A 13,817-nucleotide genomic window follows, 5' to 3' on the forward strand; every position below is an offset into this window, starting at 1 on the left:
AGAATTATGTTCGTTTTCGCGCATGGAGCGTGTCGGCAAAGGCCATCGCCAGCCCCACGGCCAGCCCGGCAACGTGTGCACCGTTGGCGATAGACATACCAAACAGATCAAACCAACCGGCAATTAGCCATATTAACGCAAAGGTTATTAATCCGCGCTGCAGATAGATGCCGCTTTCCGGATCGCGCTCCCCGCGAAGCCAGACATAGCCCATCAGGGCGTACACGACGCCCGACAGCCCGCCGAACCACGGCCCGCTGAACTTGTGCTGCACATAGCCGCTGAGCAGGGCGCTGATAAGGGTGATAACGATCGGCTTGCCGCTGCCCAGACGCTTTTCAACGGCGCCGCCGAGATACCACCACCAGAGCAGGTTGAAGAGGATATGCATCACCGAGAAGTGCATCAGCGCGTGGCTAAAGTAGCGCCAGACGTCAAACTCAAGAGACGGGTCATAGGGCCAGGCCAGAGCAATCATCACGCTCTGGTCGCCCACCACGTTCATGATAATGAAGACGATAATGCAGGCCGCCATCAGCAGCAGCGTAAACGGGCCGGCGCGCTCGCGGATGGTGGCGAGGAAGGGAAAACGGCTGTAGTGCAATCCGCTGTCGGTCTGCCCGGACTGCCAGCTGGCCGCCAGATAGCGCGGGTCGCCCGGGTTCTCAAGAAAACGCGCCAGCTCCTCGTTTACGCGCGCGGCCTGGCTCTCGTCGGCCAGCCAGACGTCGGTCTGCGTATGTTGCTGAATGGTCAGAATAACGCCCTGCGTCGCCATATAGTCGACAAACGCCTGGGCGACGCGCGGGTTGGTAAAAGAGGTGATCATCAACATGGGCAGCGGTCGCTTATTTCCACACAAAAGGGGACAGTATAGCGGGATCAGCGCTCAAAAGCGTATTCCACTTCTGCCGGGAAATGACGATGCCAGGCATCGAAGCCGCCGTCGACGCTGTATACCGCGTCGTAGCCCTGCTGAATCAGATACTGCGCCGCACCCTTGCTGCTGTTGCCGTGGTAGCACATGACCATCACCGGCGTCTCGAAGTCGTTATCGCGCATAAACGCGCCCAGCGTGTCGTTAGTGAGATGAAACGCGCCCGGCGTGTGGCCCATCGCAAAACTCTGCGGATCGCGGATGTCCACCAGCACTGCTTTTCCCTGGTGCATCTTCTGGTGGGCTTCTTCTACGTTAATACATTCAAACTGATCCATGGTGTTCTCTTTCTGTTGTTCAGGTTGGGTGCGCGCTGATGCCCTCACCCCAGCCCTCTCCCACGGGGAGAGGGAGAAAAGTTAGTCGCACTATTTTACCCCGTAGTGTACGTCCTGGCGGCGGGTAAACGCCATTATGTTATCCATATCACTCTAAATTGTTTTTTTGATGTTACCAAAAGCGCGTTCCTTTGCTATTATGAGCGATATCGAACATTTCTGAGCTTTAACGAAAGTGCATGAGGGTGTTATGGAAACCAAAGATCTGATTGTGATAGGCGGTGGCATCAACGGTGCCGGTATTGCGGTCGATGCCGCAGGACGCGGTTTATCCGTACTGATGCTGGAAGCTAACGATCTCGCCTGCGCGACGTCGTCCGCCAGCTCCAAACTGATTCACGGTGGCCTGCGCTACCTGGAACACTACGAATTCCGCCTGGTCAGTGAAGCACTGGCCGAACGTGAAGTGCTGCTGAAAATGGCACCGCATCTGGCGATTCCGATGCGCTTCCGCCTGCCCCATCGCCCGCATCTGCGTCCGGCGTGGATGATCCGCATTGGTCTGTTTATGTACGATCATCTGGGTAAACGCACCAGCCTTCCGGGTTCGAAAGGTTTGCGTTTTGGCTCAGAATCGGTCCTTAAGCCTGAAATCGTGCGCGGTTTCGAATATTCAGACTGTTGGGTGGACGACGCGCGTCTGGTGCTGGCGAATGCCCAGATGGTCGAGAAGAAAGGTGGCGAGGTGAAAACCCGTACCCGCGCGACCTCTGCACGTCGTGAAAACGGCCTGTGGATTGTGGAAGCGGAAGACATCGATACCGGCGAGAAATTCAGCTGGAAAGCACGCGGCCTGGTGAACGCTACCGGCCCGTGGGTGAAGCAGTTCTTCGACGACGGCATGCATCTGCCTTCGCCGTACGGCATTCGCCTGATCAAGGGCAGCCACATTGTGGTACCGCGCGTGCATACCCAGAAGCAGGCCTACATTCTGCAGAACGAAGACAAGCGCATCGTGTTTGTGATCCCGTGGATGGACGAATTCTCGATCATCGGCACTACCGACGTGGAGTACAAAGGCGATCCGAAGAACGTCGAGATCGACGAGAGCGAAGTGAACTACCTGCTCAAAGTGTATAACGCGCACTTCAGGAAGCAGCTGTCACGCGATGACGTGGTCTGGACCTACTCCGGCGTGCGTCCGCTGTGCGATGACGAGTCTGATTCACCGCAGGCGATTACCCGCGACTATACGCTCGATATTCACGACGTTGACGGCCAGGCGCCGCTGCTTTCCGTGTTTGGCGGCAAGCTGACCACCTACCGCAAGCTGGCCGAGCACGCGCTGGAAAAACTGGCGCCGTACTATAAAGGCATTGGCCCGGCATGGACCAAAGGCGCGGTACTGCCCGGCGGTGATATCGGCGACAATCGCGATGATTACGCCGCCAAGCTGCGCCGTCGCTTCCCGTTCATCACCGAAGGGATGGCGCGCCACTATGCCCGCACCTACGGCAGCAATACCGAGCTGTTCCTGAGCGATGCGAAGGACATTGCGGATCTGGGCGAGCATTTCGGCCACGAGCTGTATGAAGCCGAGCTGCGCTACCTGGTTGAGCACGAGTGGGTTCGTCGTCTGGATGATGCTATCTGGCGTCGTACCAAAGAAGGTATGTGGCTCAACGCCGAGCAGCAGTCTCGCGTGGCGCAGTGGTTACAGCAAAATGCGGGGAAACGTGAGCTGTCGCTGGCGTCGTAATACGATCGGTGCGGGCTGTTGCCCTCATTCTGACCCTCCCCCACAGGGAGAGGGAACAAACACTAAAAACGGCAACCGAGGTTGCCGTTTTGCTTTTACAACCTCACCGGATCAATATGCCAGATCGTCTCGGCATACTCCTTGATGGTCCTGTCGGACGAGAAATAGCCCATATTAGCGATGTTATACATCGCGGCGCTGGTCCACTTCTCCTGCTGACGGTACAGTTCGTCCACCTTATCCTGACAGTCCACGTAGCTGCGATAATCCGCCAGCACCTGGTAGTGATCGCCAAAGTTAATCAGCGAATCCACCAGATCGCGATAGCGGCTCGGTTCATCCGGGCTAAACACGCCGGTCGCGATCTGCGTCAGCACCTGACGTAACTCTTCATCCTCTTCGTAATATTGACGCGGCGAGTAGCCTTTCCTGCGCAGCGCCTCCACCTCTTCTGTCGTGTTACCGAAGATAAAGATATTTTCTTCGCCCACGTGCTCCAGCATCTCGACGTTCGCCCCGTCCAGCGTACCAATGGTCAGCGCGCCGTTAAGGGCAAACTTCATGTTACTGGTGCCGGATGCTTCCGTACCCGCCGTGGAAATCTGCTCAGAGAGATCCGCCGCCGGGATGATCATCTGCGCCAGGCTTACGCTGTAGTTTGGAATGAATACCACCTTCAGCTTGTCGCCAATATCCGGATCCTGGTTAACCACCTTCGCCACATCGTTGATGAGATGAATAATGTGCTTCGCCATGTAGTAGGCGGAAGCCGCCTTACCGGCGAAGATCTTCACGCGCGGCACCCATTCGGCCGTTGGATCGGCCTTGATGCGGTTGTAATGGGTGATCACGTGCAGCACGTTCATCAGCTGACGCTTGTATTCGTGGATGCGTTTGATCTGAACGTCGAACAGCGCTTTCGGGTTTGCCACCACGTTGAGGTGCATCGCCAGCCAGACCGCCAGACGCTTTTTGTTCAGCAGCTTGGCTTCGCGCACGGCTTTGTTCACCGTCGGGAAATCAATATGCTGTTCCAGCTCGCTCAGCTGGCTCAAATCGGTACGCCAGGTACGGCCGATATTCTCGTCCAGCACCTCAGAGAGCGGCTGGTTGGCCAGCGCCAGCCAGCGGCGCGGCGTGACGCCGTTGGTCACGTTGCAGAACCGCGTCGGGAAGATCTTCGCGAAGTCCGCAAACAGCGACTGCACCATCAGGTTCGAGTGGAGCTCGGACACGCCGTTGACCTTGTGGCTGATGACGACCGCCAGCCAGGCCATGCGCACGCGACGACCGTTCGACTCATCAATGATGGACGCACGGCTCAGCAGGCCGGTATCGTTCGGATACTGCTCCTGCAGCGTCTTAAGGAAGTAGTCGTTAATCTCAAATATAATCTGCAGATGGCGCGGCAGGATTTTGCCGAGCATGTCCACCGGCCACGTCTCCAGCGCTTCGCTCATCAGCGTGTGGTTGGTGTATGAAAACACCTGGCAGGTCACCTCAAAGGCGTCATCCCAGCTGAACTTATGCTCGTCGATCAGCAGGCGCATCAGCTCCGGAATTGAGAGCACCGGGTGGGTGTCGTTAAGGTGGATCGCGGTTTTCTCCGCCAGGTTGGCGTAGGTTTTGTGCAGCTGATGGTGGCGGCTGAGGATGTCCTGAATGGTCGCCGAAACGAGGAAATACTCCTGACGCAGGCGCAGCTCGCGACCCGAGTAGGTCGAGTCATCCGGGTACAGCACGCGGGACACGTTCTCGGAGTGGTTTTTATCCTCCACCGCCGCGAAGTAGTCACCCTGGTTAAATTTACCGAGGTTAATTTCGCTACTGGCCTGGGCACTCCACAGGCGCAGCGTGTTGGTGGCGTCGGTATCGTAGCCGGGGATAATCTGGTCGTAGGCCACGGCCAGGATCTCTTCCGTTTCCACCCAGCGGGATTTTTTCCCTTCCTGCTGGATACGCCCGCCAAAGCGCACCTTGTAACGCGTGTTGTGGCGCTTGAATTCCCACGGGTTGCCGTACTCCAGCCAGTAGTCCGGCGACTCTTTCTGGCGCCCGTCGACGATGTTCTGTTTGAACATACCGTAGTCGTAGCGAATACCGTAGCCGCGGCCCGGCAGCGCCAGCGTCGCCAGCGAGTCGAGGAAGCAGGCGGCGAGACGCCCCAGGCCGCCGTTACCGAGGCCCGGGTCGTTCTCTTCGTCGATCAGCTCTTCTAAATCTAACCCCATCTCTTCGAGTGCGGTTTTGACATCGTCATAAATACCGAGCGACAACAGCGCGTTGGACAGCGTGCGGCCAATCAAAAATTCCATCGACAGGTAGTAAACCTGACGCGTTTCCTGCGAGAGCTGGGCGCGGTTTGAGCGCAGCCAGCGTTCAACTAAGCGGTCACGCACCGCAAACAGGGTGGCGTTCAGCCACTCGTGCTTGTTGGCGATAACCGGATCTTTCCCGATGGTGAACATCAGCTTGTAGGCGATGGAGTGCTTTAACGCCTCAACGCTGAGCGTGGGTGAAGAGTAGCTAAATGGAGCGTTCATATCAGTAACTTCGCCTCGTTACATCAAGCGTTGATAGAGATCGCGGTATGACTGCGCCGCGACATGCCAGCTAAAGTCCATGGACATCGCCTGACGCTGAACGTAACGCCAGAGCGATGGACGGGACCACAAGACGAAAGCACGCCGAATCGCCCGAAGCAGCGACCAGGCATTACTGTCCTCAAAGACAAACCCGCTGGCGATACCGTCCGCCAGGTTTTCCAGAGAGCTATCGGATACGGTGTCCGCCAGCCCGCCCGTGCGGCGCACCAGCGGCAGCGTGCCGTATTTCAGGCCGTAAAGCTGCGTCAGGCCGCAGGGTTCGAAACGGCTCGGCACCAGGATGACGTCCGCACCGCCCATGATGCGGTGCGAGAACGCTTCGTGGTAGCCAATCTGCACGCCCACCTGCCCCGGATGTTCCGCCGCGGCGGCAAGGAAACCTTCCTGCAGCACCGGGTCGCCCGCGCCGAGCAGCGCCAGCTGTCCGCCCTGCTCCAGTAAACCGGGCAACGCCTCCAGCACCAGATCCAGCCCTTTCTGGCTGGTCAGGCGGCTGACCACCGCGAACAGCGGCACTTTGTCGTTAACCTTCAGGCCCATCGCAATCTGCAGCTGGCGTTTGTTTTCCGCTTTGTCCTCCACGGAATCACGTCCATAGCGCGCCGCCAGCAGGAGATCGGTCTCCGGGCTCCAGATCTGTTCATCCACGCCGTTCAGAATGCCCGACAGGCGACCTTCGCGGTGGCGCTGTTGCAGCAACCCTTCCATGCCGTAGCCAAACTCCGGCTGGGTGATCTCACGCGCGTAGGTCGGGCTCACCGCCGTGATGTGATCGGCGTAGTACAGCCCGGCTTTCAGGAACGAGATCTGCCCGTTAAATTCCAGCCCGTGCATGTTATAGAACGATAATGGCAGATCGATTTCACTCATGTGATGGGCATAGTACATCCCCTGATACGCCAGGTTGTGCACGGTAAAGACCGATTTGGCCGGATGGCCGCGCGCCGCGAGATACGCCGGGGCAAGCCCGGCGTGCCAGTCGTGCGCGTGCACCACATCCGGGCGCCAGAACGGATCCAGCCCCGTCGCCATTTCTGCCCCGACCCAGCCGAGCAGCCCAAAGCGCAGCACGTTATCGGTGTAGGCGAACAGGTTCGTATCGTGATACGGGCTGCCCGGTCGATCGTATAAGTGCGGCGCGTCGATCAGGTAAATCCCTACGCCATTGTAATGTCCAAACAGCAGGGTAATGCGTCCGGCAAACGTTTCACGGCGGGTCACCACTTTCGCATCAGGTATACCGCGCCGGATATCCGGAAAGGCGGGCAGCAGGACTCGGGTATCCACGCCTCCGGCGATTTGCGCCGCCGGTAATGCACCCAGAACATCTGCCAGACCGCCCGTTTTTAATAACGGGAACATCTCAGAACATACATGTAAAACCTGCATCATCGCTCCTGTTTGATCTGCAGCTTCCGCAACATTTCCCGTGTGACTAACACGATCCCCTCTTCCGAACGATAGAAACGACGAGCGTCTTCTTCCGCGTTCTCACCAATCACCATCCCTTCTGGGATGACGCAGGCACGATCGATAACGCAGCGACGCAGACGGCACGATCGCCCTACCCAGACATCAGGCAGTAAGACTGCCGAATCGATATTACAGAATGAATTTATCCGCACGCGGGGGAACAGCACCGACTGCACCACCACCGAGCCTGAAATAATGCAACCGCCGGACACCAGCGAGTTCAGCGTCATACCGTGGCTGCCGGAGCGATCCTGCACGAATTTGGCCGGGGGCAGCGATTCCATATGGGTACGAATCGGCCAGTTCTGGTCGTACATATCCAGCTCAGGCGTGACTGACGCCAGGTCGAGGTTCGCTTTCCAGTAGGCTTCCAGGGTTCCCACATCGCGCCAGTAAGGTTCCGCATTGGGGTCGGACTGCACGCAGGACAGCGGGAAAGGATGTGCATACGCCATGCCAGCTTTAGTGATTTTCGGAATAATGTCTTTACCGAAGTCGTGGCTGGAGTTTTCGTCTTTGTCATCGTCTTCCAGCAGCTCATAAAGATAATCTGCATCAAAGACATAAATCCCCATGCTGGCGAGCGATTTGGTGTCATCGCCGGGCATGGTTGGCGGGTTCGCCGGTTTTTCAACAAAGTCGATAATTTTGTCGTCGGCATCCACGTGCATCACGCCAAACGCCGTCGCTTCAGCAACGGGCACAGGCAGACACGCCACGGTGCAGCGCGCCCCTTTTTCGACGTGGTCGATGAGCATGTGGGAGTAATCTTGCTTGTAGATATGGTCCCCGGCGAGGATCACGATGTATTCCGCGCTGTAGCGGCGAATGATGTCGAGGTTCTGCGTCACCGCATCCGCCGTTCCGCGGTACCAGTTCTCGCCGTGGACGCGTTGCTGAGCGGGAAGGAGATCGACAAACTCGTTCATCTCTTCGCTGAAGAATGACCAGCCGCGCTGGATATGCTGAACCAGCGTGTGCGACTGATACTGCGTAATGACGCCAATACGGCGAATGCCCGAGTTGAGACAGTTGGAGAGCGCAAAGTCGATGATACGGAACTTACCACCAAAGTGAACGGCCGGTTTCGCGCGCTTGATGGTCAAATCTTTCAGACGGGTACCACGTCCACCCGCAAGTATCAGGGCAACCGTTTTTAATGGTAGCTGGCGCGCCAACATTAAGGGATCGTTCTTCTCTAATCTAACCATGACTAACTCCTTTTTTATCATCTTTGGAATACGCACACTCCGTGCGCAGGCCCGTGCCAGACAGCCATTACTACCGGATTATCCGCTCCGGCAAAGGGGGGAACAGCTCGCCATTCCCCTTCAGGTAAAACAATCGCTGCGACGTCATCCGTCGCGTTCAGCGTGACCAGCCATTTATCCGACAGCAGGATTTGCAGGCGTGGTACGCCGTGTTGCCACTCTTGCGCGCTTAAGGGTTGCGCGTCTTGATTCAACCAGCGAACGTTGCCGTCACCCTCTTCCCACCAGCGGTCGGCGGTCAGCGCGGGGATCTGCTGGCGAAGATGGATCAGCGCAGCGGTAAAATGAATCAGCCCGCTGTTGGCTTCACCCCAGTCGAGCCAGGTTAACGTGTTGTCCTGGCAATACGCATTGTTGTTACCGTGCTGGCTATGGCCGTGTTCATCGCCTGCCAGCAGCATCGGCGTGCCCTGCGACAATAAAAGCGTTGTCAGCAAAGCGTGAACGCTGGCGCGTCGCCGCTCGATGACGTCCAGGCTTCCGCCTAACCCTTCTATACCATGATTAAAGCTATGGTTATTGTTAGTGCCATCGCGATTCTCTTCGCCGTTTGCCTCATTGTGTTTCTGATTGAAACAAACGCAGTCCCTGAGCGTAAAACCGTCGTGTGCCGTCAACAGATTGACGGTGGCCGACGGGCGTTTGCCGTCGCGCTTAAAGAGATCGCTTGAAGCGGCAAAGCGTCCGGCGAACTCCCCCAGCGACAGATTCCGTTCCAGCCAGAAGCGGCGCGCGGCATCGCGGTAGTGATCGTTCCACTCGGCAAACAGCGGCGGGAAATTCCCGACCTGATAACCGCCTTCCCCGATGTCCCACGGCTCGGCAATGAGCTTCACCTGCGAGAGCACCGGACAGTTTTTTATCGCCTCAAACAGCGGAGCCTGCTGGCTGAACGCCGGCGTGCGCCCCATTACGGGCGCCAGGTCGAAACGAAAACCGTCGACGTGGAACGTCTCCACCCAGTATTTCAGGCATTCATAAGCAAAATGCGTGACCGCCGGATGGCTGAGGTTGAGCGTGTTACCGCAGCCGGTCCAGTTCTCATAATCACCATCCTGCCTGATCCAATAATAGCTACGGTTATCAATTCCGCGCATGGAGAGCGTCGGACCGTCGAGATCGCTTTCGGCACTGTGGTTCAGCACGACGTCCAGAATGACCTCAATGCCCGCCGCGTGGAGCGCCTTCACCGCATCGCGAAACTCGTCCCGCGCCTTTTCCGGATGGGCGGCATAGCGCGGCTCAAGCGCGAACATCGCCAGCGGGTTGTAGCCCCAGTAGTTGCTAAGCCCCAGCCGCTGCAGACGCGGCTCGCTGGCAAAATGGGCGACGGGAAGCAGTTCCAGGGCGGTGATGCCGAGGTGCTTCAGGTAGGCGATCATGGTTGGATGCCCGAGCGCCTTATAGGTGCCGCGCATCTCTTTGGGGATCGACGGGTGCAGGTACGTCAGCCCTTTGACGTGGGCTTCATAAATAACGGTATTGCCCCACGGCGTCTGCGGCGGGGCATCGTCTTCCCAGTCATAAAGATCGTTCACCACCACGCTTTTTGGCGCGACGGGCGCGCTGTCGCGGTGGTCGGGCTCGCCGTAGCCCACGTGGAAGAGCGGGTCGTCTTTAAATTCGCCGTCCACGCGGTGCGCGCACGGGTCAATCAACAGCTTCGCCGGGTTAAACCAGTGGCCCTTCGCCGGATCCCACGGACCGTGTACGCGAAAGCCATAGTGCACGCCTGGCCGTCCTCCGGCCAGGTAGCCGTGCCAGGTATCCCCCGTGCGCGCGGGTAAATCGTAACGGTGCTCGTTACCTTCCCCGTCAAACACGCACAGTTCTACCCGCTCAGCATGAGCGGAAAAGAGGGTGAAATTGACACCCTTTCCGTCAAAACGCGCGCCGAGCGGTTCGGGTTCACCTGCCGTAAGCTGCGTCATTCGCCCTCCCGCATCAGCCAGATGGTGCCAAGCGGCGGCAGCGTCAGGCTCAGTGAGTTGGGTCGCCCGTGGCTTTCTATGGCGTCACTCTGTACCAGCCCGCCGTTACCGGCGTTGCTGCCGTGGTAGTGCATCGAATCGGTATTCAGAATTTCACGCCATTTGCCCGGCTGGTTAATGCCGAAGCGGTAGTGTTCGCGCGGCACCGGGGTGAAGTTGCTGGCGACGATGATCTCGTTACCGGCCTTGTCACGACGCACAAAGACAAACACCGAGCGCTCATGGTCGTCCACCACCAGCCATTCAAAGCCGTACGGATCGAAGTCGAGCTCGTGCAGCGCTTTGTGGTGGCGGTAGGTCAGGTTCAGGTCGCGCACCAGACGCTGCACCCCGTGGTGCCAGTTGTCGCCGCCTTCCAGCAGGTGCCAGTCGAGGCTGGCGTCGTGGTTCCACTCGCGTCCCTGTGCGAACTCATTGCCCATAAACAGCAGTTTCTTGCCCGGGAAGGCAAACATCCAGCCGTAGTAGGCGCGCAGGTTGGCAAACTTCTGCCACGCGTCGCCCGGCATGCGGTCAAGAATGGATTTTTTGCCGTGCACCACTTCATCGTGCGACAGCGGCAGCATGAAGTTTTCGGTGTAGTTGTAGAGCATCCCGAACGTCAGCTTATCGTGATGATACTTACGGTGAACCGGATCCAGCTTCATGTAGTCGAGCGTGTCGTGCATCCAGCCCAGGTTCCACTTGTACCAGAACCCCAGGCCGCCTGATGACGGCGGACGGGAGACGCCCGCAAAGTCGGTCGACTCTTCCGCCATGGTCACGGCACCGTCCACCTGTTCGCCGATAATGCGGTTGGTATTGCGCAGGAATTCAATCGCTTCCAGGTTTTCACGGCCGCCAAACTCGTTCGGGATCCACTCGCCCTCTTTGCGGCTGTAGTCGCGGTAGATCATCGACGCCACCGCATCGACGCGCAGGGCGTCAATGCCAAACCGCTCGATCCAGTACAGAGCATTCCCGACCAGGTAGTTTGCGACCTCACGGCGACCGTAGTTGTAGATCAGCGTGTTCCAGTCCTGGTGATAGCCTTCGCGCGGGTCGCTGTGCTCGTACAGCTTCGTGCCGTCAAACTCTGCCAGCGCGAAATCATCCGATGGGAAATGTCCCGGCACCCAGTCGAGGATGACGTTCAGCCCGGCGGCGTGCGCGGCATCAATGAAATAGCGGAAGTCATCGCGGGTGCCAAAGCGGCGCGTTGGCGCATACAGCCCGGTAGGCTGATAGCCCCAGCTGCCGTCGAACGGGTGCTCGTTGACCGGCAGCAGCTCAAGGTGGGTAAAGCCCATCCATTTGGCATAGGGCACCAGCTGGTCGGCAAGCTCACGGTAGCTGAGCCAGAAGTTGTTGTCGGTGTGGCGACGCCAGGAGCCAAGGTGTACCTCATAGACGGAGATGGGCGCGTCAAAGCGGTTGGCCTGTTTGCGCTCCTCCGTCTGGACGACCTTCTCCGGCAGGCCGCAAATCAGCGACGCGGTATCCGGGCGCATCTGCGCTTCGAAGGCATACGGGTCGGCTTTAATGCGCAGCTTGCCGTTAGCGTCGATCATCTCGAATTTATAAAGCTGCCCGGGGTGCGCTCCGGGGATAAACAGCTCCCAGATGCCGCTTTCCCGGCGCAGGCGCATCGGATGGCGGCGACCGTCCCAGTAGTTGAACTGGCCGACAACGGAGACGCGCTGGGCGTTAGGTGCCCACACGGAGAACCGCGTGCCGGTAATGCCGTCCATGGTATCGGCATGGGCACCCAGTGTTTCATAAGGGCGAAGATGCGTTCCTTCGGAGAGCAGCCAGGCGTCCATCTCTTTAAGCAGAGGGCCGAAGCTGTAAGGATCGTCAATCAGGTTTTGCTGACCGTGCCAGAGAACGGCGAGCTGATAGCGAAAAGGATTTTTACGGCGGGGCATTACGCCCGAGAAGAAGCCACGGGAATCGAGGCATTCAAGATTACCGACCTTGCGGCCGGTTTTGGGTTCAATCACCCAGACTTCTGTGGCATCCGGTAACAGTGCCCTAACTTCAAGGCCATCCTCAGTTTGATGCATCCCAAGCACAGAAAAGGGGTCAGCAAAATGACCCGCAATAAGCGCATTAATCACGTCTCTATCCACACGATCGGACATGGTATTCATCCTGTTTTTTATGTCGTCCTTTTTAAGCGCTCCGGGACGACTTTTAATGTGACCTGAACGGGACAGCACAAAAATGTGCATCCATTCTGCTCCGTTCGAACCTCAGGTAAGAAATGACTCTTCCTTAAAGCATAGCCAACGCTCTAGATGACTCCTGATAAAAAATAAGACATACGCGTGTTACTCCATGTAGTACGCAAAAAAAAGGGGTGAAAATCACCCCCGGTAGTTAACAAATTATTACGCCAGCTGGCGCAGCATGCGGCGCAGCGGCTCGGCGGCACCCCACAGGAGCTGGTCGCCGACGGTGAACGCGGAGAGATACTCCGGCCCCATGTTCAGCTTGCGCAGACGGCCAACCGGCGTGGTCAGCGTGCCGGTAACGGCAGCCGGGGTCAGCTCGCGCATGGTGATATCGCGATCGTTTGGAATTACTTTTGCCCACGGGTTGTGCGCGGCCAGCAGCTCTTCCACGGTCGGAATAGACACATCTTTTTTCAGTTTAATGGTGAAGGCCTGGCTGTGGCAGCGCAGCGCGCCGATACGCACGCACAGACCGTCAACCGGAATGGTGTTCGCGGTCGCGAGGATTTTGTTGGTCTCAGCCTGGCCCTTCCACTCTTCGCGGGTCTGGCCGTTATCCAGCTGTTTGTCGATCCACGGGATCAGGCCACCGGCCAGCGGTACGCCGAAGTTATCCACCGGCAGCTCGCCGCTGCGGGTCAGCTGAGTGACCTTACGTTCAATATCGAGGATCGCGGACGCCGGGTTTGCCAGCTCGGTCGCGACGCTTTGGTGCAGCTGGCCCATCTGGGTCAGCAGCTCGCGCATATGACGCGCGCCGCCGCCGGACGCCGCCTGGTAGGTCGCCACGGAGACCCACTCAACCAGATCCTGCGCGAACAGGCCGCCGAGGGACATCAGCATCAGGCTGACGGTACAGTTACCGCCGACAAAGGTTTTCACGCCGTTGTTCAGGCCGTCGGTGATGACGCCTTGGTTCACCGGGTCGAGAATGATGATGGCATCGTCTTTCATGCGCAGCGAAGAAGCCGCGTCAATCCAGTAGCCCTGCCAGCCGCTTTCACGCAGCTTTGGATAGATTTCGTTGGTATAATCGCCGCCCTGGCACGTCACAATAATGTCGAGTGCCTTCAGCGCTTCCAGATCGTAAGCATCCTGCAACGTGCCTGTGGTACCACCAAAGGACGGAGCAGCCTGGCCGAGCTGGGAAGTGGAGAAGAAGACCGGGCGGATAGCGTCGAAATCGCGCTCTTCAACCATGCGTTGCATGAGTACAGAGCCGACCATACCGCGCCAGCCGATAAAACCAACGTTTTTCATAGCATTTTTTTCCTGCTGAGGGTGTG

The 13,817-nt window shown here is 58.1% G+C and carries 9 protein-coding genes; 1 reads left to right on the forward strand and 8 read right to left on the reverse strand.

The window, feature by feature from the left end; genetic code table 11:
- Window positions 1-4 precede the first annotated feature (4 nt).
- A complete protein-coding gene (glpG, locus tag ACOTZC_RS19685; RefSeq protein WP_421635962.1) occupies window positions 5-835 on the reverse strand; it encodes a rhomboid family intramembrane serine protease GlpG in 831 nt (276 codons plus the stop codon).
- A gap of 47 nt (window positions 836-882) precedes the next feature.
- Complete coding sequence (glpE, locus tag ACOTZC_RS19690; protein ID WP_028014686.1) at window positions 883-1,215, reverse strand: thiosulfate sulfurtransferase GlpE; 333 nt, start codon at window positions 1,213-1,215, stop codon at window positions 883-885.
- Window positions 1,216-1,465: 250 nt separating this feature from the next.
- Here glpE and glpD point away from each other — a divergent pair, with 250 nt between their 5' ends.
- Window positions 1,466-2,974 carry a glycerol-3-phosphate dehydrogenase gene (gene glpD / locus ACOTZC_RS19695; RefSeq protein WP_213751869.1) on the forward strand — a complete coding sequence of 503 codons (1,509 nt, stop codon included), beginning with the start codon at window positions 1,466-1,468 and terminating at the stop codon, window positions 2,972-2,974.
- Between the two features lie 95 nt (window positions 2,975-3,069).
- Here glpD and glgP read toward each other — a convergent pair whose 3' ends face one another.
- From glgP to asd, 6 genes are all read right to left on the reverse strand, one after another.
- The gene (gene glgP / locus ACOTZC_RS19700; protein ID WP_045355952.1) at window positions 3,070-5,517 is read right to left on the reverse strand and encodes a glycogen phosphorylase; all 2,448 of its coding nucleotides are present in this window, start codon (window positions 5,515-5,517) and stop codon (window positions 3,070-3,072) included.
- An 18-nt stretch (window positions 5,518-5,535) separates the two neighbouring features.
- On the reverse strand, window positions 5,536-6,969 hold the full coding sequence (gene glgA / locus ACOTZC_RS19705) for a glycogen synthase (RefSeq protein ID WP_421635971.1): 1,434 nt from the start codon (window positions 6,967-6,969) through the stop codon (window positions 5,536-5,538).
- The gene (glgC, locus tag ACOTZC_RS19710; RefSeq protein WP_023309510.1) at window positions 6,969-8,264 is read right to left on the reverse strand and encodes a glucose-1-phosphate adenylyltransferase; all 1,296 of its coding nucleotides are present in this window, start codon (window positions 8,262-8,264) and stop codon (window positions 6,969-6,971) included. The genes glgA and glgC overlap by 1 nt, the downstream gene beginning before the upstream one ends.
- A gap of 17 nt (window positions 8,265-8,281) precedes the next feature.
- A complete protein-coding gene (glgX, locus tag ACOTZC_RS19715; RefSeq protein ID WP_045403335.1) occupies window positions 8,282-10,255 on the reverse strand; it encodes a glycogen debranching protein GlgX in 1,974 nt (657 codons plus the stop codon).
- Entirely contained in the window at window positions 10,252-12,438 is a 2,187-nt protein-coding gene (gene glgB / locus ACOTZC_RS19720; RefSeq protein WP_045403403.1) for a 1,4-alpha-glucan branching enzyme, read from the reverse strand. The genes glgX and glgB overlap by 4 nt, the downstream gene beginning before the upstream one ends.
- Before the next feature lie 249 nt (window positions 12,439-12,687).
- On the reverse strand, window positions 12,688-13,791 hold the full coding sequence (gene asd / locus ACOTZC_RS19725) for an aspartate-semialdehyde dehydrogenase (protein WP_047173957.1): 1,104 nt from the start codon (window positions 13,789-13,791) through the stop codon (window positions 12,688-12,690).
- Window positions 13,792-13,817 lie beyond the last annotated feature (26 nt).

The sequence above is a fragment of the Enterobacter cloacae complex sp. SHL009 genome, assembly GCF_049237205.1.
In the GTDB taxonomy this organism is placed as follows: Bacteria; Pseudomonadota; Gammaproteobacteria; order Enterobacterales; family Enterobacteriaceae; genus Enterobacter; species Enterobacter cloacae_M.